The following is a 19646-nucleotide window of genomic DNA, read 5'->3' on the forward strand; positions in this document are numbered from 1 at the left end:
TCGCCGCCACACCGGGCTGTCAGTGCCGGCTGGGATGATGGACCCGTCCTGCTGATCCACCGGGGGAGCCGTTCCGTGCCCGAAGGCCACATCATCCACCGCCTGGCCGCCCAGAACTTCCAGGCCTTCGGCGACCGCCCCGTCCGGGTCTCCAGCCCGCAGGGGCGCTTCGCCGACGGCGCCGAGCTGATCGACGGCCAGGCACTCGTCTCGGCCGAGGCCACCGGCAAGCACCTCTTCCTCGGGTTCGAGGAGGGCGCCTGGCTGCACGTCCACCTCGGCCTGTACGGCGGCTTCACCTTCGGCGAGGGCCCGGCCCCGCGGGCGGTCGGCCTGGTGCGGCTGCGGCTGGAGAACGACGACGCGTACGCCGACCTGCGCGGCCCCACCACCTGCGAGCTGCTCACCCCGGGCGAGAAGGCGGCCGTCGCCGCCCGGCTGGGGCCGGACCCGCTGCGCGCGGACGCCGACCCGGTGCTGGCCTGGCGGCGGATCTCCGCCAGCCGGACGACGGTCGCGGCCCTGCTGATGGACCAGAAGGTGCTGGCGGGCGTCGGCAACGTCTACCGCGCCGAGGTGCTCTTCCGGCTCGGCATCAGCCCGCACCGGGCCGGCCGCGACCTGACGCGTGCGCAGTGGGACGCCATCTGGGCCGACCTGGTCACCCTGATGCAGGAGGGGGTGGACGCGGGCCGGATCGACACCGTCCGCCCCGAGCACACCCCCGAGGCGATGAACCGCCCGCCGCGGGTCGACGACCACGGCGGCGAGGTCTACGTCTACCGCCGTGCGGCGATGCCCTGCCTGGTCTGCGGCACGGCCGTCCGCACCGAGGAGCACGCGGCCCGCAACCTCTTCTGGTGCCCGAGCTGCCAGCGGGTCTGACCGGCCGTCACCCGGCGCGGGCGGTCACGCGGGGGCGGTCACCTCGTGCGGCTGCGGCTCGGCATGGTCGTCCGCCGCGCAGTGGGCCAGCAGCGGGCCGAGGTCCTCGTCGACGATCCGGTAGCGCACCACCCGGCCGTCCCTGTCGCCGGCCACCACGGCGGCGGTGCGCAGCAGCCGCAGCGCCTGGGAGACGGCCGGGTCGCGCATGCCGGTGGCGACCGCGAGGTCGCTGACGGCGAGCGGGCCGGCCCGGTGCAGGGCGAGCAGCAGGGCGAGGCGTCCCGGGTCGGCGAGCAGGGCGAAGCGTTCGGCCCGGGCGCGCACCCGGGCGGGGTCGCCGATCGCCGCGATGGCCTCGCAGACCCGGTGGCCGTCGATGGTCCGGTGGTCCGCGCGCTCGGCCGGTACGAGATGCATGCGGGCCATTCTCGCAGCCCACGGGGTGTGATCCTGAACACCTGCGCAGGTGCGCAGCCTTGCATGGACGACCTGACGCCCCGTACGGTGTGGCCCGCCGTGGTGTTCGGGAAGACCGGTGACGGACCTTCAGAGGTCCCAGACCGGAGCGGCCCTCGCCACTGTGATCGGGAAGCATCCGCGCCATGTCCCGCCCCCTGACCGGGGCGGGTGGTCACTGGACGTCCAGGCGTCCGGGAAGGCCGGCGCGGGAGCGTTCGACCCGTCAGCCAGGAGACCGGCCACGGCATCTCACGAAGTGATCCACGAGGTGCTGGAGCGTGACCGCATGACCCTGCCCGAAATCGGTGCCGCCCCGGCCGCGCCGCCCACCGCCCCCGCCCTGCCGGCCTTCCGCTGGCGGCGCGAGGACACCGTCCGCACGGCCGGGCTGATGGCGGTGATCCTGGCGATGCACGTGGCGGCGTTCGGGACGCTCTTCTTCCTGGTGGCACCGCACGAGTACGCGGTCGGCACCCAGGTCTTCGGGGTCGGCCTGGGCATCACCGCGTACACGCTGGGGATGCGCCACGCCTTCGACGCGGACCACATCGCCGTGATCGACAACACCACCCGCAAGCTGATGGCGGACGGCCGGCGGCCGGTGTCGGTGGGCTTCTGGTTCGCCCTGGGCCACTCCTCCATGGTCGTCCTGATGGCGGCGCTGGTGGCGGGCGGCGCGCAGCTGGCGAACACCCTGATGGACGAGGACTCGACGGCCCACCAGTGGCTCGGCGTGCTGGGCACCAGTGCCTCGGGGGCCTTCCTGTACCTGATCGGCGCGCTGAACCTGGCGGCGCTGTTCGGCATCCTGCGGGTCTTCCGGGCGATGCGGGCCGGTCGGTTCGACGAGGCGGAGCTGGAGGGGCACCTGAACTCCCGCGGCCTGTTCAACCGGGTGCTGAACCGGGCCACCCGTTCGATCACCCGGCCCGGGCAGATGTTCCCGGTCGGGATGGTGCTCGGGCTCGGCTTCGACACGGCGACCGAGGTGACCCTGATGGTGATGGCGGGCAGCGGCGCGGCCGCCGGGCTGCCCTGGTACGCGATCGTCTGCCTGCCGCTGCTGTTCGCGGCGGGGATGAGCCTGTTCGACACGCTGGACGGGACCTTCATGAACTTCGCCTACCAGTGGGCCTTCTCCAACCCGGTGCGCAAGGTGTACTACAACCTGACCATCACCGGGCTGTCGATCGCGGTCGCCTTCATCATCGGCACGATCGAGCTGGTCAGCGTGCTGCACGAGAAGCTGGACCTGACCGATCCGGTCAGCGGCTGGATCGCCGGCCTCTCGCTCGACAACGTGGGCTATGTGATCGTCGGGCTCTTCGTGGTGGTCTGGGCGGCGGCCGTCGCCTACTGGCGGCTGGGCAGGGTGGAGCAGCGCTGGGCCGCCGCGCCGTGAGCGGGTTTGCCCGGCCGGGCGGACCGGTGGTTCAGGCGGCGGCGAGCAGCAGGGTCCCGGCCACCGCCAGGCCCGCACCGAGCACCTGTATCCGGCGCAGCCGCTCGTCGAGCACACCGCGTGCCATCAGCGCGGTGACGACGGGGTAGAGCGAGGCCAGCACGGCCGCCGCGGCCGCCGACCCGCTGTGCGAGGCCGTCGCGTAGGCGCCGTTCGCCGCCACGTCGGCCAGGCCCACGGCGGTGAGGGCGGGCAGCCGCCCCCGCAGCTCCCGGCCGAGACCGGTGCCGGTGCCGGTCCGCCGCAGGGTCAGGGCCAGGGCGGCGCCGCCGACCGCGATGTTGCACAGCCGCTGGACGCAGAGGGTCAGGAGCAGGCCGCCGCCGGCGGAGGCCTGCGCGACCAGGGCCATCACGGCGCCGAAGCCGAACGCGGCGCCCAGGGTGAGCAGCAGGACCCGGGGCCCGGCCGCCGGCCCGCCCCGCTGCGGGCCGGCGGCCAGCACGACCCCGGCCAGCGCGACCGCGATCCCGGCGGCCTGCCCGAGGCCGGGCCGCTCGCCCAGTGCGAGTCCGACCCCGACCGGGACGGCCACCCCGACGGTGGCCAGCGGTGACACCACCCCCATCGGCCCCATTGCCAGCGCCCGGTAGAAGGCCAGCATGGCGAACGGCCCGATCACCCCGGCGGCGACGGCGTACCAGAGCATCGGCGTGGCGTCGCCGATCCCGCCGGTGGCGAGGACGGCCGCCACCAGGACGACGGCGGCGGTCAGCTGTGAGGCGACCACCACCGCGAGGGCGGGAAGTCTCCTGGTCAGGGCGCCGCCGCCGAAGTCGGCCAGGCCCCAGAGCAGGCTGGCGGTGAGGGCGAGCAGGGCGCTCACCGCGGTCTGGCCGCGGGGGTGGTGGGGGACAGCACGATGGCCTCCGCAGTACATTCGACCGGACGCCTGTCCGGATCGCAGCGTAGTACAGCAGAATGAACCAGCCGAATCAATTTATTGGACTATCTCGTGCCGGATCCCGATCTCGTCTCCCAGGCGCTCGCCCGGAACCTCAAGCGGCTGCGCGCCGAACGCGGCCACACCCTCGACGCGCTGGCCGCCCGGGCCGGCGTCAGTCGCGGGATGATCGTGCAGATCGAGCAGGTCAGGACCAATCCCAGCGTCGCCACGGTGGTGCGGCTGGCCGACGCGCTCGGGGTCTCGGTCGCCCGGCTGCTGGACTACGACGAGAGCGCCGCGGTGCGGATCGTCACGCCCGACCAGGCCGTCCCGCTCTGGACCGGCCCGCAGGGCGGCAGCGGCACGCTGCTGAGCGGCGTGGAGGCCCCGGGGCCGCTCGAACTCTGGGCCTGGCACCTCGAACCCGGCGAGGGCTACGGCTCCGAGGCGCACCCCGCGGGGACGGTCGAGATCGTCCGGGTGGAGACCGGTGAGCTGACCCTCTCCCACGGTGACCGCGACCACCGGGTGCCGGCGGGCAGCACCGCCTCCTTCGACGCCTCCCAGCCGCACGGCTACCGCAACGAGGGCGACGCGCCCGTGCGGCTGACCATGGTCGTCTCGGTGCCGCCCCCGCGCTGAGCGGGCCCCCGCCCGCCCCTGCGTCCACCGGCTGCGCCTGCCGCCGATCGCCCGGGTTGCTCCCGGCCGGCCGGGGCTCGCCCCGAACGCGAACGGCGGGCGGCGCCACCCGTGCGGTGGCGTCGCCCGCCGTTCATCCCGGACCGGTCCGGGCCCGGCGTCAGCGCTCCTCGCGGAACGCCACGTGGCGGTGCGCCACCGGGTCGTACTTGCGCAGGGTCATCCGGTCGGGGTCGTTGCGGCGGTTCTTGCGGGTCACGTACGTGAAGCCGGTGCCGGCCGTGGAGCGGAGTCGGACGACGGGGCGCAGCTCGCTGCGGGCCATGGTCTCCCCTTCCGTGGAGCGGTGGCGGGCGGGTCCGGTCGACCCACCCGGGAAACGGTTGTCGTTTTCATCCGCTCCCAACACGGCCGGCGCCGCGTCCATTCCCGTCCGGCCCTAGCCCCCGACCCGCGCCCCGGCCCGCCCTCGCCGCGCGCCGGGGCACCCGCGAGCACCGCCGGTGCCGCCGTCCGGGCCGCTCACCGGGCGAACCGCCGCCGCTCTCCGTACGCTCGACCCATGTCTGATGCGTACGCGGGTCGGCGGGAGCGTCTGAGGGAGAACTGCAGCGCGACGGGAGCGGATGCGGCGCTGATCACCAGACCGGCGAACGTCCGCTACCTCACCGGGTGCGGGCCGTGCGGTGCCACCCTGCTGCTCACCCGGGAGCGCGCCCTGCTGGCGCTGCCGGACGACCTGCCACCGGACGACACCGGCGAGCACCTGCTCGGCGAGGACCTCACCCAGCTGCCGGTGACGGCCGGTACCGACACCGCGCTCGCCGCCGCCGAGGCGGCCGTCCGGCTGCGGGTGGGCGACCTCGCGGTCGAGGAGCACGACCTGACCGTCACCCGGCACCGCGCGGTCGCCGGCCTGGCCCGGGGAGTCCGCCTGGCGGACCTGGACCGGGCGGTCGAGCGGATGCGGGTGATCAAGGACGAGCACGAGATCGCCGATCTGCGGATCGCGGCGGAGATCGCCGACCAGGCCCTGAGCGAGCTGCTCGAATCGATCCTGGTGGGCCGGACCGAACGGCACCTGGCGATGGAGCTGGAGCGCCGCATGATCGACCACGGCGCGGACCGGGCGGCCTTCCCGGTGTCGGTCGGCACCGGCAGCCACTCGGGGCAGCAGAACCACCAGCCCACCGACCGGCGGGTGGAGGAGGGCGACTTCCTGACCGTCGTGCTCGGTGCCCAGTACCGCGGCTACGGCGTGTCCACCGCCCGGACCTTCGTCATCGGGGCCTCCCCGGCGCCCTGGCAGGTGGAGCTGCACCGGCTGGTCTTCCGCGCCCAGCGGGCCGGTCGCGAGGCGCTCGGGCCGGGCGTCGAAAGCTGCGTACCCGACCTGGCGGCGCGCGAGATCCTGCAGGCGGCCGGCCACACCGAGGCCTCCCCGCACCCGCTCGGCCACGGCATCGGGCTGGAGATCCGGGAGGCGCCGCGACTCGGTCCCGCAGACATGGGTAAACTGGACAGTCGCGTGCCGGTCACCGTCGGTCCGGGGGTCCATCTCCCGGGCAAGGGCGGGGTCCGGATCGAGGACACGCTCGTGGTGCGCCCCCTCGAAGAGGGCGGGCCCGAGCTGCTCACCATCACCACCAAGGAGCTCCTCGCCCTGTAGTCCCGTTGCCGCGGCGTGTCGCCGCGGCGGGGGCCAGGACGCGTCCCCTTGGTTCCTTGACAGCTATATCCAGGAGTAAGTGCGCCCGTGGCTTCCACGAACGATCTCAAGAACGGCATGGTCCTCAAGCTCGACGGTGGCAAGCTCTGGTCCGTCGTAGAGTTCCAGCACGTCAAGCCGGGCAAGGGCCCCGCCTTCGTGCGCACCAAGCTCAAGGAGGTCCTGACCGGCAAGGTCGTCGACAAGACCTTCAACGCGGGCACCAAGGTCGAGACCGCCAGCGTCGACAAGCGCGGCATGCAGTTCTCGTACAAGGACGGCTCGAACTTCGTGTTCATGGACACGGACACCTACGACCAGGTGACCATCGAGCCCGCCGTCGTCGGCGACGCCGCCAAGTACCTGCTCGAGGGCTTCGAGGCCGTCGTCGCGATGTACGAGGGCGCGCCGCTGTACATCGAGCTCCCGGCCTCGGTCGAGCTGCTCATCCAGCACACCGAGCCGGGCGTCCAGGGCGACCGCTCCACCGGTGGCTCGAAGCCGGCCACGCTGGAGACCGGCGCCGAGATCGCCGTCCCGCTCTTCATCGTCACCGGCGAGAAGATCAAGGTCGACACCCGCGACGGCAGCTACCTCGGCCGGGTGAAGTAAGTCCGTGTCGGCCGCCCGTAGCAAGGCTCGTACGCGAGCCTTCCAGATCCTCTTCGAGGCCGACCACCGGGACGTCGACCCGCAGCGCGTCCTCGCCGACTGGGTCGCCCGCGCCCGGGAGCCCAAGCCGGACGAGGGCACCCCGCAGATCGGCGAGTACACGATGCAGCTGATCGAGGGGTACGTCCAGCACGCGCGTCGGATCGACGAGCTGATCTCCACCTACTCGGTGGGCTGGACCCTCGACCGGATGCCGATCGCGGACCGCAACGTCCTGCGGCTCGGTGCCTACGAGCTGATCTGGGAGGACGGCGTCCCGGACGCGGTCGTCCTGGACGAGGCCGTCGAGATCGCCAAGGAGTTCTCCACCGACGACTCCCCGGCGTTCGTCAACGGCCTGCTCGCGCGGTTCATGGAGCTGAAGCCCACGATCCGCCGCGACTGACCGTTCGCCGCAGCCCGCCGCGAAGGCCGCCGGACCGACCTGGTCCGGCGGCCTTCGCGCGTTCACCGCCGTGGAGTAGGGTCTGCTACTGGTGAGTAACCCACGATCGGCCACTCAGTAGCGGAGGGCGCAGCACCCATGACCACGGCGATTCGCAGCGAGTTCGACCAGGGCATCGCCCTGACCCCGCGCCCGGGCGGGACCGGTCTGTACGACGCCGAGCTGGGCGCCGGCTGGCAGATCGGCGGCGGCATCAACGGCGGCCTGCTGCTGGCGGTGGCGGGTCACGCACTCTCCCTGCGGCACCCCGAGCACCCCGACCCGATGTCGATCAGCGGCTACTACCTCTCCGCCTCGCGGCCCGGCGCGGCCACCGTCGGGACCGAGGTGATCCGCAGCGGGCGCAGCCTCTCCACCGGCACCGCCTCGCTGAGCCAGGCCGACGAGGACGGCCGCCCGGTCGAGCGGCTGCGGGTGCTCGCCAGCTACGGCGACCTGGGCGCGGCCGAGGGGGAGGTGCACACCAGTGCCAAGCCGCCGCAGCTCCCGCCGCCGGACCAGTGCATCGGCATGGAGCACGCCCCGCCGCAGCTGATCGAGCAGGCCGCCCTGCTGGAGCGCTTCGACCTGCGGCTCGACCCGTCCACCGTCGGCTGGGCGCTCGGCCGGCCGTCGAAGAACGGCCGGATCCAGGGCTGGTTCAGACTCGCCGACGGCCGCGACCCGGACCCGCTGCTGCTCCTGCTGGTCGCCGACGCCCTGCCGCCGGTCACCTTCGACCTCGGCCTGCCGGGGTGGGCGCCGACCATCGAGCTGACCGTCCACCTGCGGGCCCGGCCCGTCCCCGGCTGGCTGCGGGTCAGCCACTCGACCCGGAACCTGGCCGGCGGCTACTTCGAGGAGGACGCCGAGATCTGGGACGAGTCCGGCCGGCTGGTGGCGCAGTCCCGGCAGCTCGCCCGCGCCCCGCGCCCCGCGTAGTCGCCCGCACGCCCCCGACGGACGTGCGCCCGCGGCACCGCCCGCCCCCTGCGGGCCCCGCACTCCCGCGCGCGGCCCGGCGCGGGTGTGGGGACGCCGCGCGTGGGGAGTCGGTGCACGGGGAGTCGGCGCCCGGTGCCGCCGGCGCGCCGGCTCCGGGGGCCGGGCTCGCCGGGCAACTCACTCGTGGTTACAGGGCTGTGACACGCCGTGCGTGTGCGCCTGCCGGGGATGGGGAGGAAGAGGGGCAGCGGCACCCCCGCCGCTCCCGACTCCCCGCCCCCAGGAGCCCCCGATGCCTCGCAACGGCCGCCCCCGCCGCACCGCCCTCCCGTCCTGCCAGGTGCCGGGCTGGGGGCACCTGCCGGCCTCCCGGCAGGCGGACAACGGCCTGCCCGGCGGCCCGAACGCGCGCCCGCGGACGGCGCACGAGCAGGGCCGGCGGAGCGAACGCGCCTTCATCACCGGGATCCTGACCAGCCGTGAGGACTTCGAGCGGGCCCGCCCGTGGGGCCTGGCCGACGCCGCCGACTTCGACGACTACCTGCGGGACACCGCCGAGCTGCTGACGCAGGCCCACCGCACCTTCGAGGTGGTCCGGGCCCGGATGTTCCACCCGGTCGACTTCGAGGAGTTCTGCCTGCTGCACCGGCTGGACCCCGCCGAGCCGGTCGCCCGGGACCGCTACCTGGTCAACCCGCCGCTGCAGAACCAGCTGCTGCCCTATCAGGGCGAGGACCTGGCCGGGGACTTCGTCCCGCGGCTGGTCCGGGCGCGCGACAACGGCCTGACGCTGTGCCACGTCGAGCTGCTGCTGGAGGAGGGCCACGGCGAGGACCCGCGCCCGGTGCGCGAGGCCTACCAGCGGGGGGCCGAGGTGCTGCGCCGGATGCTGGTGGGCGCCGGTTTCGGGGTGTACGAGTTCCGCTGCTCGGTGGACGCGCCCGGCGGCCGGCTGGAGGCGGCGGCCCGCATCCTGCACTGGGAGGACGGCGTGGTGCGGATCAACGACGAGGACCTGGACCTGGTCTGCGCCGTGCTCTGCGCCGGGCTGGCCCGCGAACTGCCGGGTACCGCGCTGCTGTACGGATCGCAGGGGTCGGCCGCGGACTGCGGGGAGTACCGGGAGGCGGCCTGGGCCTGGGTCAGCGGCGGTCAGGACTGGACGCCGGCGCCCGGCGGGGCGCTGCTGTCGGGCATCGAGGCGGCGCCCGGGTTCAGCCTCGGCACGGTGTGCTGAACGGCGCCGCCCGGGCCGCTCGGAGGGGGCGCGGCAGCCGGCCGCGGCCGTCCCGGGCGGGACGGCCCCGACACGTCGACGGCGCGGCGCCCCCCGTTGCCGGGGTGGGCACCGCGCCGTGACGTTTCTGCAGGCGGGGAGCGGTCAGCTCGCGTCCTCCTCGCGCACCGCCCGGCGCGCGTCGGGGTTCAGCACGCCCCAGGAGATCAGCTGCTCGGTGAGGATCGACGGCGACTGGTCGTAGATCACGGCGAGGGTGCGCAGGTCGTCCTGGCGGATCGAGAGCACCTTGCCGTTGTAGTCGCCGCGCTGGCTCTGGATGGTCGCCGCGTAGCGCTGCAGCGGACCGGCCTTCTCGGACGGCACCTGGGTCAGTCTCTCCAGGTCGAGGACCAGGCGCGGCGGCGGCTCGGCCGCGCCGCCGGGGGTACCGCCGGGCAGCAGCTCCTGGACCGGGACGCCGTAGAACTCCGCCAGCTCGGCCAGCCGCTGCACGGTGACAGCACGGTCGCCGCGCTCGTACGAACCGACGACGACTGCCTTCCAGCGCCCCTGGGACTTCTCCTCGACACCGTGCAGGGAGAGACCCTGCTGGGTGCGGATCGCTCGGAGCTTGCCCCCGAGTTGCTTCGCGTAGTCGCTGGACATTGGTCTCCCCGGACGAGATTGCTTCGCGTTGAGTGGTGAGCCACGAGCGGTCGCCGGCGGTGCGGCCGGCAACTGCCCGGCACGTCCTACCGGTGGGTTCGACGTGCGTCTCGTAACTCACTGTGAGGTTACGTAGAGTGAGGTAGCTGCGTCAAGCCGAATGGGGCAGTCGTGCGAATGGCCCGCGTCGGGAGCATGAACCACGCCGGTGTGCGGTGGTTGACCTGCGGTGTCGCAAAGCGGAACGAACCACCACCGGATGCCCGCCGACCACGCTGTTAGGATGACCGAGGCTTCCGCCGCGACCGGGGAGGCCCTACCAGACATCCTTTAATGGCCCGTCCTGTGAGGCGGGGAAGGAGGTCGGCTTCGGCATGACCACAGTGAGAGATTCATCGAGCGCACCGCGCCCGCCCCACCAGGTGCTCGACGGCACCGACATCGCCCGGGTGGTGACCCGGATCGCCCACGAGATCGTGGAGCGCGCGAAGGGCGCCGAGGACGTCGTCCTGCTCGGCATCCACACCCGCGGCGTCCACCTGGCCCGCCGGCTGCACGCCAAGCTCACCCAGATCACCGGCCGCGAGATCCCGCTCGGCACCCTGGACATCACGATGTACCGGGACGACCTGCGGCTCAAGCCCGCCCGCGCCCTGGAGCACACCGAGATCCCGCCCGGCGGCATCGACGGCAAGCTCGTCATCCTGATCGACGACGTGCTCTTCTCCGGCCGCACCATCCGCGCCGCGCTCGACGCCCTCAGCGACATCGGCCGTCCGCGCGCCGTCCAGCTGGCCGTCCTGGTCGACCGAGGCCACCGCGAGCTGCCCATCCGCGCCGACTACGTGGGCAAGAACCTGCCCACCTCGCTGCGCGAGGCCGTCCAGGTCCAGCTCGCCGACACCGACGGCCGGGACGCCGTCCTGGTCGGCGACCGCGACTACGCGGCCCGCTCCTCGCAGGCCCTCGCCGCCCAGCCGCCCGCCGACCAGCACCTCCCGGAGTAATCGCGTGAAGCGCCACCTCGTCTCCGCCGCCGACCTCACCCGCGACGACGCGCTGCTGATCCTCGACACCGCCGAGGAGCTGGCCCAGCTCTCCGGCCGCGCCGTCAAGAAGCTGCCCACCCTGCGCGGGCGCACGGTCGTCAACCTCTTCTTCGAGGACTCCACCCGCACCAAGACCTCCTTCGAGGTCGCCGAGAAGCGGCTCTCCGCCGACGTCATCAACTTCTCCGCCAAGGGCTCCTCGGTCTCCAAGGGCGAGAGCCTGAAGGACACCGCGCTGACCCTGCAGGCGATGGGCGCCGACGCGGTGGTCATCCGCCACCACGCCTCCGGCGCGCCCGCCCGCCTCGCCCAGTCCGACTGGCTGCACGGCAGCGTCATCAACGCCGGTGACGGCACCCACGAGCACCCCACCCAGGCCCTGCTCGACGCGTTCACCATGCGCCGCCACCTCAACCCCGGCGCCGGCAAGGACCTCGCGGGGCGGCGGATCACCATCGTCGGCGACGTCCTGCACAGCCGGGTGGCCCGCTCCAACGTGCACCTGCTGACCACCCTCGGCGCCCAGGTCACCTTCGTCGCCCCGCCGACGCTGGTGCCGATCGGGATCGAGAACTGGCCGTGCGAGGTCAGCTACGACCTGGAGAGCGTGCTGCCCAAGACGGACGCGCTGATGATGCTGCGGGTGCAGCGCGAGCGGATGAACGCCGCGTTCTTCCCGACCGAGCGCGAGTACTCCCGCCGCTACGGCCTGGACGGCGCGCGCCTCGCGCAGCTGCCCGAGCACGCGATCGTGATGCACCCCGGCCCGATGGTCCGCGGCATGGAGATCACCGCCGAGGTCGCCGACTCCCCGCGCTGCACCGTGGTCGAGCAGGTCGCCAACGGCGTCTCCGTCCGGATGGCCGTCCTGTACCTCCTCCTCGGCGGGGCCGTCTTCGCCGACGGCACCCCCGAGCCCGCCCGTACCGATGTCCGTACCGACTCCAGTGAGGCCGCCCTGTGAGCGCGGCCGACGAGGGAACCCACACCATGGTCAGCTACCTGATCCGCAACGCCCAGATCCTCGACGGCGCGCAGCAGGACATCCACATCGCCGACGGCCTGATCCGGGCGATCGGCACCGGCCTGGACGTCGAGGCCGACATCGACATCGACGCCCACGGCCTGGTCGTGCTGCCCGGTCTGGTCGACCTGCACACCCACCTGCGCGAGCCCGGCCGCGAGGACGCCGAGACGGTGCTCACCGGCACCCAGGCGGCGGCCAGGGGCGGCTTCACCGCCGTCCACGCGATGGCCAACACCTTCCCCGTGGCGGACACCGCCGGCGTGGTCGAGCAGGTCTGGCGGCTCGGCCAGGAGTCCGGCTACTGCGACGTGCAGCCGGTCGGCGCCGTCACCGTCGGCCTGGAGGGCAAGAAGCTCGCCGAGCTCGGCGCGATGCACGACTCGGCCGCGGGCGTCCGGGTCTTCTCCGACGACGGCAAGTGCGTCGACGACGCGGTCATCATGCGCCGCGCCCTGGAGTACGTGAAGGCCTTCGACGGCGTCGTCGCCCAGCACGCCCAGGAGCCGCGGCTCACCGAGGGCGCCCAGATGAACGAGGGCCAGGTCTCCGGCGAGCTCGGCCTCGCCGGCTGGCCGGCCGTCGCCGAGGAGGCGATCATCGCCCGCGACGTGCTGCTCGCCGCGCACGTCGGCTCGCGCCTGCACGTCTGCCACGTCTCCACGGCCGGCTCGGTGGAGATCATCCGCTGGGCCAAGCAGAAGGGCTGGAACGTCACCGCCGAGGTGACCCCGCACCACCTGCTGCTCACCGACGAGCTGGTCCGCAGCTACGACCCGGTCTACAAGGTCAACCCGCCGCTGCGCACCGAGGCCGACGTGCTGGCGCTGCGCAAGGCGCTGGCGGACGGCACCATCGACGCGGTCGCCACCGACCACGCGCCGCACCCCGCGGAGGACAAGGACTGCGAGTGGGCGGTCGCCGCGATGGGCATGATCGGCCTGGAGACGGCGCTCTCGGTCGTCCAGCAGACCATGGTCGACACCGGCCTGCTGAAGTGGGAGGGCGTCGCCGACCGGATGTCGCACCGCCCGGCCCGGATCGGCCGGCTCGCCGGACACGGCCGGCCCGTCTCGGTCGGTGAGCCGGCCAACCTGGTGCTCTTCGATCCCGCGTACCGTGGGAGCGTGAACCCCGACAGCTTCGCCACCCGCAGCCGAAACACCCCCTACCGCGGCCTTGACCTGCCCGGACGGGTGCACGCCACCTTCCTGCGCGGCGTCGCCACGGTGCTCGCCGGCGAGCTGGTCGAGCGCGGCGGGCTCGCGTGAGCGGCCCGACCACGACGGCCCTCACCCTGCTCGCCCAGGAGAAGGCCAGGGTCACCGACTGGCCCTCCTACATCGGCTGGGCCGTCGGCCTGCTGATCGTGATCGGCCTGATCTACTGGCTGATGCGGCAGGGCTGGAACTGGCGCCGGACGCTGCAGTCCGGACTGCCCGCCCTGCCCGCCGTGCCGGCGGACGCGGGCCCGGTCATCCTGGAGACCAGCGGCCGCTACCACGGCACCACCACGGCGGGGAACTGGCTGGACCGGATCGTGGCCCACGGCCTCGGCACCCGCAGCCGCGCCGACCTGACCCTCGGCGAGCGGGGCCTGCTGGTCCTGCGCCCCGGCGACGTGGACCTGTGGATCCCGGCGGAGGACCTGACCGGAGCCCGCACGGACTCCGGCATCGCCGGCAAGGTCGTCCCGGCCGGCCTGCTGGTCGTCACCTGGACGCTCCAGGGCACCGCCCTGGACTCCGGCTTCCGGGCCGACCACCCCGATGAACACGCCGCCTGGGTCGAGGCGGTCAACGAACTCGCAACACGCACGACGAAGACGAAGACGGAAGAGGCCGCCCCATGACCGCACCTGCCCCCACCACGCTGCGCTTGAGGCGGGAGCGAGTGCCCGCCGTGCTCGTCCTGGAGGACGGCCGGACCTTCCACGGCCAGGCGTACGGAGCCGTCGGCGAGACCTTCGGCGAGGCGGTCTTCAACACCGGCATGTCCGGTTACCAGGAGACCCTGACCGACCCCTCGTACCACCGCCAGGTGGTCGTGATGACCGCCCCGCAGGTCGGCAACACCGGCTGGAACGACGAGGACGACGAGTCCCGGCGGATCTGGGTGGCCGGCTTCGTGGTCCGCGACCCCGCCCGGGTGCCGTCCAACTGGCGCTCGCTGCGTCCGCTGGACGAGGAGCTGACCACCCAGGGCGTCGTCGGGATCAGCGGCATCGACACCCGCGCCCTCACCCGCCACCTGCGCGAGCGCGGCGCGATGCGGGTCGGGATCTTCTCCGGCCCGGCGCTCGCCGACGAGCAGGCGCTGCTCGCCCGGGTGCTGCAGGCGCCCGAGATGAAGGGCGCGGACCTCTGCGCCGAGGTCGCCACCACCGAGCCGTACGTCGTGCCGGCCGTGGGCGAGAAGCGCTTCACCGTCGCCGCCGTGGACCTCGGCATCAAGGCGATGACCCCGCAGCGGATGGCCGAGCGCGGCATCGAGGTGCACGTGCTGCCCGCCGACTCCACCGTCGAGGACATCTACGCGGTGAACCCGGACGGCGTGTTCTTCTCCAACGGCCCGGGCGACCCGGCCACCGCCGACCACCAGGTCGCGGTGATGCAGGGCGTGCTGGAGCGGAAGACCCCGCTGTTCGGCATCTGCTTCGGCAACCAGATCCTCGGCCGCGCGCTCGGCTTCGGCACCTACAAGCTGAAGTACGGCCACCGGGGCATCAACCAGCCCGTCCAGGACCGCACCACCGGCAAGGTGGAGGTCACCGCGCACAACCACGGCTTCGCCGTGAACGCGCCGCTGGACAGGGTCAGCGACACCCCGTACGGGCGCGCCGAGGTCTCCCACGTCTGCCTGAACGACGACGTGGTCGAGGGCCTGCAGTGCCTGGACACGCCCGCCTTCAGCGTGCAGTACCACCCGGAGGCCGCCGCGGGCCCGCACGACGCCGCGTACCTCTTCGACCGCTTTGTCGACTTGATGGCCGGCGCCCCGGCCGCTCGCACCACCGCAGGGAGCTGACCCGTGCCCAAGCGCACTGACATCAAGTCCGTCCTGGTGATCGGCTCCGGCCCGATCGTCATCGGCCAGGCGGCCGAGTTCGACTACTCCGGCACCCAGGCCTGCCGCGTGCTGCGGGCCGAGGGCCTGCGGGTCGTCCTGGTCAACTCCAACCCGGCCACGATCATGACCGACCCGGAGATCGCCGACGCCACCTACGTCGAGCCGATCACCCCGGAGTTCGTCGAGAAGATCATCGCCAAGGAGCGCCCCGACGTCCTGCTGCCGACCCTCGGCGGCCAGACCGCGCTCAACACCGCCATCTCGCTGCACGAGAACGGCACCCTCGCCAAGTACGGCGTCGAGCTGATCGGCGCCAACGTGGAGGCCATCCACAAGGGCGAGGACCGCCAGCTGTTCAAGGGCGTGGTCGAGGCCGTCAACGCCAGGATCGGCCACGGCGAGTCGGCCCGCTCGGTGATCTGCCACACCATGGACGAGATCATGGCGGGCGTCGAGACCCTCGGCGGCTACCCGGTCGTGGTCCGCCCCTCCTTCACCATGGGCGGCGCCGGCTCCGGCTTCGCCCACGACGAGGAGGACCTGCGCCGGATCGCCGGCCAGGGCCTGGCCCTCTCGCCGACCACCGAGGTGCTCCTGGAGGAGTCCATCCTCGGCTGGAAGGAGTACGAGCTGGAGCTGATGCGCGACAAGAGCGACAACGTCGTGGTCGTCTGCTCGATCGAGAACTTCGACCCGATGGGCGTGCACACCGGCGACTCCATCACCGTCGCGCCGGCGATGACGCTGACCGACCGCGAGTACCAGACGCTGCGCGACATCGGCATCGCGATCATCCGCGAGGTCGGCGTCGACACCGGCGGCTGCAACATCCAGTTCGCGATCAACCCGGTCGACGGCCGGGTCATCGTGATCGAGATGAACCCGCGCGTCTCCCGCTCCTCCGCGCTGGCGTCCAAGGCCACCGGCTTCCCGATCGCCAAGATCGCCGCCAAGCTGGCCGTCGGCTACACGCTGGACGAGATCCCCAACGACATCACCGAGCAGACCCCGGCCTCCTTCGAGCCGACCCTCGACTACGTCGTGGTGAAGGTCCCGCGCTTCGCGTTCGAGAAGTTCCCCTCGGCCGACGCCACCCTGACCACCACCATGAAGTCGGTCGGCGAGGCCATGGCCATGGGCCGCAACTTCCCCGAGGCGCTCAACAAGGCGCTGCGCTCGCTGGAGAAGAAGGGCTCGCAGTTCTCCTGGGCGGGCGAGACCGGCGACAAGGACGCGCTGCTCACCAAGGCGCAGGTGCCCACCGACGGCCGGATCAACACCGTCATGGAGGCCATCCGGGCCGGCGCCACCCAGGAGGAGGTGTTCGAGTCCACGAAGATCGACCCGTGGTTCGTCGACCAGCTCTTCCTGCTGGACGAGATCGCCGCCGAGCTGGCCGAGGCCGACAAGCTCCACCCCGAGCTGCTGCGCCACGCCAAGCGGCACGGCTTCTCCGACCAGCAGATCGGTGAGATCCGCGGCCTGCGTCCGGACGTGGTCCGCGAGGTGCGGCACGCGCTGGGCATCCGCCCGGTCTTCAAGACCGTGGACACCTGCGCCGCCGAGTTCGCCGCCAAGACCCCGTACTTCTACTCGTCCTACGACGAGGAGAGCGAGGTCGCGCCGCGCACCAAGCCCGCCGTGATCATCCTCGGCTCGGGCCCCAACCGCATCGGCCAGGGCATCGAGTTCGACTACTCCTGCGTGCACGCCTCCTTCGCGCTCTCCGAGGCCGGCTACGAGACCGTCATGGTCAACTGCAACCCGGAGACCGTCTCCACCGACTACGACACCTCCGACCGGCTCTACTTCGAGCCGCTCACCCTGGAGGACGTGCTGGAGATCGTGCACGCCGAGAAGCAGGCCGGGCCGCTCGCCGGCGTCATCGTCCAGCTCGGCGGCCAGACCCCGCTGGGCTTGGCCCAGGCGCTCAAGGACAACGGCGTGCCGATCGTCGGCACCCAGCCCGAGGCGATCGACCTCGCCGAGGAGCGCGGCGCCTTCGGCCGGGTCCTCAAGGAGGCCGGCCTGCCGGCCCCCAAGCACGGCACCGCCTTCTCCTTCGACGAGGCCAAGGCCATCGCCGACGAGATCGGCTACCCCGTCCTCGCCCGCCCCTCGTACGTGCTCGGCGGGCGCGGCATGGAGATCGTCTACGACGAGCCCTCGCTGGCCTCCTACCTGGAGCGCCACGCCGGCCTGATCTCCGAGCACCCGGTGCTGATCGACCGCTTCCTCGACGACGCGGTGGAGATCGACGTCGACGCGCTCTACGACGGCACCGAGCTCTACCTCGGCGGCGTGATGGAGCACATCGAGGAGGCCGGCATCCACTCCGGCGACTCCGCCTGCGCGCTGCCCCCGATCACCCTGGGCGGCTACGACATCAAGCGGCTGCGCACCTCCACCGAGGGCATCGCCAAGGGCGTCGGCGTCCGCGGCCTGATCAACATCCAGTTCGCGCTCTCCGGCGACATCCTCTACGTCCTGGAGGCCAACCCGCGCGCCTCCCGGACGGTGCCGTTCACCTCCAAGGCCACGGCCGTCCCGCTGGCCAAGGCCGCCGCCCGGATCTCGCTCGGCGCCACCATCGCCGAACTGCGCGCCGAGGGCATGCTCCCGGCCGAGGGCGACGGCGGCACGCTGCCCGCCGACGCGCCGATCTCCGTCAAGGAGGCCGTGATGCCGTGGAGCCGCTTCCGCGACGTGCACGGCCGCGGCGTCGACACCGTGCTCGGCCCGGAGATGCGCTCCACCGGCGAGGTCATGGGCATCGACAAGGTCTTCGGCACGGCGTACGCCAAGTCGCAGGCCGGTGCCTACGGCGCGCTGCCCACCAAGGGCAAGGTCTTCGTCTCGGTCGCCAACCGGGACAAGCGCAACCTGGTCTTCCCGGCCCGCGCCCTGGTCGAACTCGGCTTCGAGGTGCTCGCCACCTCCGGCACCGCCGAGGTCCTCCAGCGCGGCGGCATCCCCGCCACCGTGGTGCGCAAGCACAGCGACGGCGAGGGCCCGAACGGCGAGAAGACGATCGTCCAGCTGATCCACGACGGCCAGGTCGACCTGATCATCAACACGCCGTACGGCACCGGCGGCCGCCTCGACGGCTACGAGATCCGCACCGCGGCCGTCTCCCGCGGCGTGCCGTGCCTGACCACCGTCCAGGCGATGGGCGCGGCCGTCCAGGGCATCGACGCGCTGCTGCGCGACGAGGTCGGGGTCATGTCGCTCCAGGAGCACGCCGAGCTGATCAACGCCGGCCGCAAGTAGCACCGCCGCAGTGGGGGGCACCGCAGGCCCGGTGCCCCCCACTTCCATGCCAGGAGGACCTCGCCTTGTACAAGACCCTGTTCAACCTCGTCTTCCGGAAGATGGACCCGGAGAAGGCCCACCACCTGGCCTTCTTCTGGATCCGGCTGGCCGCCTCGGTACCGGGCCTGGGCGTGCTGGTCCGCCTGGTGCTCGCCCCGCGCGACCGCGCGCTGCGCACCACGGCGCTCGGCCTGGACCTGCCCGGCCCGTTCGGCCTCGCGGCCGGCTTCGACAAGGACGGCATCGGCATCGACGGCCTGTCGATGCTCGGCTTCGACTTCGTCGAGATCGGCACCGTCACCGGTGAACCGCAGTCCGGCAACCCGGCGCCGCGGCTGTTCCGGCTGGTCGAGGACCGCGCGCTGATCAACCGGATGGGCTTCAACAACCAGGGCTCCGCCCGGGTCGCGGCCCGCCTGGCGGCCCGCCCGCACACCACCTCGACCCCGGTGATCGGCGTCAACATCGGCAAGACCAAGGTGGTCGAGGAGGCCGACGCGGTCGCCGACTACGTCAAGAGCACCGAGCGCCTCGCCAGGCACGCGGACTACCTGGTGGTGAACGTCAGCTCGCCGAACACCCCCGGGCTGCGCAACCTGCAGGCCGTCTCGCACCTGGGCCCGCTGCTGCACGAGGTCCGCAAGGCCGCCGACCGGTCCACCTCCCACCACGTGCCGCTGCTGGTGAAGATCGCCCCCGACCTGGCCGACGAGGACGTCGACGCGGTCGCCGACCTGGCCGTCGAGCTCGGCCTGGACGGCATCATCGCCACCAACACCACCATCGGCCGGGGCGGCCTGCGGGCGCCCGCCGCACAGGTCGAGGCGATCGGCATGGGCGGCCTCTCCGGCGCGCCGCTCAAGGAGCGCTCGCTGGAGGTGCTGAAGCGCCTGCGGGCCCGCACCGAGGGCCGGCTGACCATCGTCTCGGTCGGCGGCATCGAGACCGCCGAGGACGCCTGGCAGCGGATCATCGCCGGCGCCGACCTGGTGCAGGGCTACAGCGCCTTCATCTACGAGGGCCCGTTCTGGATGCGCCGCGTGCACCGCGGCCTCTCCGCCCGGCTGCGCGCCGGCGGCTTCCGCACGCTGGCCGAGGCGGTCGGCAGCGCCAAGGAGAGCTGAGCCGGGCGTTCGCCCCGTGGGCGCCGCCGGGCGGCGGGCTCCGGGCGCGCCGGGCCGGGCCCAGCGCGCCCGGGGCCCGGGCTCCGGGAAGCCCGGG

General features: G+C 72.8%; 19 protein-coding genes and 1 riboswitch. Of the genes, 15 read left to right on the top strand and 4 right to left on the bottom strand.

Features of this window, described 5'->3' with window-relative positions:
- Window positions 1-75 precede the first annotated feature (75 nt).
- Complete coding sequence (locus ACFTWP_RS19200) at window positions 76-885, top strand: Fpg/Nei family DNA glycosylase (protein WP_380265789.1); 810 nt, start codon at window positions 76-78, stop codon at window positions 883-885.
- Between the two features lie 24 nt (window positions 886-909).
- On the opposite strand, the gene ACFTWP_RS19205 is transcribed toward ACFTWP_RS19200, so the two are convergent.
- A complete protein-coding gene (locus tag ACFTWP_RS19205) occupies window positions 910-1305 on the bottom strand; it encodes an ArsR/SmtB family transcription factor (RefSeq protein WP_380265790.1) in 396 nt (131 codons plus the stop codon).
- An 83-nt stretch (window positions 1306-1388) separates the two neighbouring features.
- A riboswitch (cobalamin riboswitch) is annotated at window positions 1389-1606 on the top strand.
- Between the two features lie 27 nt (window positions 1607-1633).
- Here ACFTWP_RS19205 and ACFTWP_RS19210 point away from each other — a divergent pair.
- A complete protein-coding gene (locus ACFTWP_RS19210) occupies window positions 1634-2749 on the top strand; it encodes a HoxN/HupN/NixA family nickel/cobalt transporter (protein WP_380265791.1) in 1116 nt (371 codons plus the stop codon).
- A gap of 31 nt (window positions 2750-2780) precedes the next feature.
- On the opposite strand, the gene ACFTWP_RS19215 is transcribed toward ACFTWP_RS19210, so the two are convergent.
- Window positions 2781-3635, bottom strand: coding sequence for an EamA family transporter (locus tag ACFTWP_RS19215; protein ID WP_380265792.1), 855 nt, complete (start codon window positions 3633-3635; stop codon window positions 2781-2783).
- Window positions 3636-3752: 117 nt separating this feature from the next.
- Here ACFTWP_RS19215 and ACFTWP_RS19220 point away from each other — a divergent pair, with 117 nt between their 5' ends.
- Window positions 3753-4337 carry a helix-turn-helix domain-containing protein gene (locus ACFTWP_RS19220; protein ID WP_380265793.1) on the top strand — a complete coding sequence of 195 codons (585 nt, stop codon included), beginning with the start codon at window positions 3753-3755 and terminating at the stop codon, window positions 4335-4337.
- Window positions 4338-4497: 160 nt separating this feature from the next.
- Here the strand turns inward: ACFTWP_RS19220 and rpmG are convergent, their stop codons facing one another.
- Window positions 4498-4662 carry a 50S ribosomal protein L33 gene (gene rpmG / locus ACFTWP_RS19225; RefSeq protein WP_380265794.1) on the bottom strand — a complete coding sequence of 55 codons (165 nt, stop codon included), beginning with the start codon at window positions 4660-4662 and terminating at the stop codon, window positions 4498-4500.
- Window positions 4663-4899: 237 nt separating this feature from the next.
- Here rpmG and ACFTWP_RS19230 point away from each other — a divergent pair, with 237 nt between their 5' ends.
- The 5 genes from ACFTWP_RS19230 (at window position 4900) to ACFTWP_RS19250 (ending at window position 9323) form a co-directional block, all read left to right on the top strand.
- Complete coding sequence (locus ACFTWP_RS19230; RefSeq protein WP_380265795.1) at window positions 4900-6006, top strand: M24 family metallopeptidase; 1107 nt, start codon at window positions 4900-4902, stop codon at window positions 6004-6006.
- An 87-nt stretch (window positions 6007-6093) separates the two neighbouring features.
- Window positions 6094-6657, top strand: a complete 564-nt coding sequence (gene efp, locus ACFTWP_RS19235) for an elongation factor P (RefSeq protein WP_380265796.1) — start codon at window positions 6094-6096, stop codon at window positions 6655-6657.
- A 4-nt stretch (window positions 6658-6661) separates the two neighbouring features.
- Entirely contained in the window at window positions 6662-7102 is a 441-nt protein-coding gene (nusB, locus tag ACFTWP_RS19240) for a transcription antitermination factor NusB (protein WP_190212449.1), read from the top strand.
- A 138-nt stretch (window positions 7103-7240) separates the two neighbouring features.
- A complete protein-coding gene (locus ACFTWP_RS19245) occupies window positions 7241-8083 on the top strand; it encodes a thioesterase family protein (RefSeq protein WP_380265797.1) in 843 nt (280 codons plus the stop codon).
- 295 nt (window positions 8084-8378) lie between these two features.
- Window positions 8379-9323: a hypothetical protein gene (locus ACFTWP_RS19250; protein WP_380265798.1), complete on the top strand. Its 945-nt coding sequence runs from the start codon at window positions 8379-8381 to the stop codon at window positions 9321-9323.
- A 144-nt stretch (window positions 9324-9467) separates the two neighbouring features.
- Here ACFTWP_RS19250 and ACFTWP_RS19255 read toward each other — a convergent pair whose 3' ends face one another.
- Window positions 9468-9971, bottom strand: a complete 504-nt coding sequence (locus tag ACFTWP_RS19255) for a transcriptional regulator (RefSeq protein ID WP_030056198.1) — start codon at window positions 9969-9971, stop codon at window positions 9468-9470.
- Window positions 9972-10345: 374 nt separating this feature from the next.
- On the opposite strand from ACFTWP_RS19255, the gene pyrR reads away from it, so the two are divergent.
- The 7 genes from pyrR to ACFTWP_RS19290 all read left to right on the top strand — a co-directional run bounded on the left by pyrR (window position 10346) and on the right by ACFTWP_RS19290 (window position 19549).
- On the top strand, window positions 10346-10978 hold the full coding sequence (gene pyrR, locus ACFTWP_RS19260) for a bifunctional pyr operon transcriptional regulator/uracil phosphoribosyltransferase PyrR (RefSeq protein WP_380265799.1): 633 nt from the start codon (window positions 10346-10348) through the stop codon (window positions 10976-10978).
- Between the two features lie 4 nt (window positions 10979-10982).
- Window positions 10983-11984 (top strand): aspartate carbamoyltransferase catalytic subunit, encoded by a 1002-nt coding sequence (locus ACFTWP_RS19265; protein WP_380265800.1) that lies wholly within the window; start codon window positions 10983-10985, stop codon window positions 11982-11984.
- Between the two features lie 26 nt (window positions 11985-12010).
- Window positions 12011-13315, top strand: coding sequence for a dihydroorotase (locus ACFTWP_RS19270; RefSeq protein ID WP_380265815.1), 1305 nt, complete (start codon window positions 12011-12013; stop codon window positions 13313-13315).
- Window positions 13312-13896: a hypothetical protein gene (locus tag ACFTWP_RS19275; protein ID WP_380265801.1), complete on the top strand. Its 585-nt coding sequence runs from the start codon at window positions 13312-13314 to the stop codon at window positions 13894-13896. Before ACFTWP_RS19270 ends, ACFTWP_RS19275 begins: the two co-directional genes overlap by 4 nt.
- Window positions 13893-15071: a glutamine-hydrolyzing carbamoyl-phosphate synthase small subunit gene (carA, locus tag ACFTWP_RS19280; RefSeq protein ID WP_380265802.1), complete on the top strand. Its 1179-nt coding sequence runs from the start codon at window positions 13893-13895 to the stop codon at window positions 15069-15071. The genes ACFTWP_RS19275 and carA overlap by 4 nt, the downstream gene beginning before the upstream one ends.
- Window positions 15072-15074: 3 nt before the next feature.
- Complete coding sequence (carB, locus tag ACFTWP_RS19285) at window positions 15075-18383, top strand: carbamoyl-phosphate synthase large subunit (RefSeq protein WP_380265803.1); 3309 nt, start codon at window positions 15075-15077, stop codon at window positions 18381-18383.
- Between the two features lie 65 nt (window positions 18384-18448).
- The gene (locus ACFTWP_RS19290; RefSeq protein ID WP_380265804.1) at window positions 18449-19549 is read left to right on the top strand and encodes a quinone-dependent dihydroorotate dehydrogenase; all 1101 of its coding nucleotides are present in this window, start codon (window positions 18449-18451) and stop codon (window positions 19547-19549) included.
- Window positions 19550-19646 lie beyond the last annotated feature (97 nt).

Origin of the sequence: Kitasatospora sp. NPDC057015 (genome assembly GCF_042673745.1) — a bacterium.
GTDB lineage: Bacteria > Actinomycetota > Actinomycetes > Streptomycetales > Streptomycetaceae > Kitasatospora.

Coding starts and splice junctions, on each gene's coding strand:
- ACFTWP_RS19205 (WP_380265790.1), bottom strand. CDS start 1,305: ATGCATCTCGTACCGGCCGAGCGCGCGGACCACCGGACCATCGACGGC.
- ACFTWP_RS19210 (WP_380265791.1), top strand. CDS start 1,634: ATGACCCTGCCCGAAATCGGTGCCGCCCCGGCCGCGCCGCCCACCGCC.
- rpmG (WP_380265794.1), bottom strand. CDS start 4,662: ATGGCCCGCAGCGAGCTGCGCCCCGTCGTCCGACTCCGCTCCACGGCC.
- ACFTWP_RS19230 (WP_380265795.1), top strand. CDS start 4,900: ATGTCTGATGCGTACGCGGGTCGGCGGGAGCGTCTGAGGGAGAACTGC.
- ACFTWP_RS19245 (WP_380265797.1), top strand. CDS start 7,241: ATGACCACGGCGATTCGCAGCGAGTTCGACCAGGGCATCGCCCTGACC.
- ACFTWP_RS19250 (WP_380265798.1), top strand. CDS start 8,379: ATGCCTCGCAACGGCCGCCCCCGCCGCACCGCCCTCCCGTCCTGCCAG.
- ACFTWP_RS19255 (WP_030056198.1), bottom strand. CDS start 9,971: ATGTCCAGCGACTACGCGAAGCAACTCGGGGGCAAGCTCCGAGCGATC.
- pyrR (WP_380265799.1), top strand. CDS start 10,346: ATGACCACAGTGAGAGATTCATCGAGCGCACCGCGCCCGCCCCACCAG.
- ACFTWP_RS19270 (WP_380265815.1), top strand. CDS start 12,011: ATGGTCAGCTACCTGATCCGCAACGCCCAGATCCTCGACGGCGCGCAG.
- carA (WP_380265802.1), top strand. CDS start 13,893: ATGACCGCACCTGCCCCCACCACGCTGCGCTTGAGGCGGGAGCGAGTG.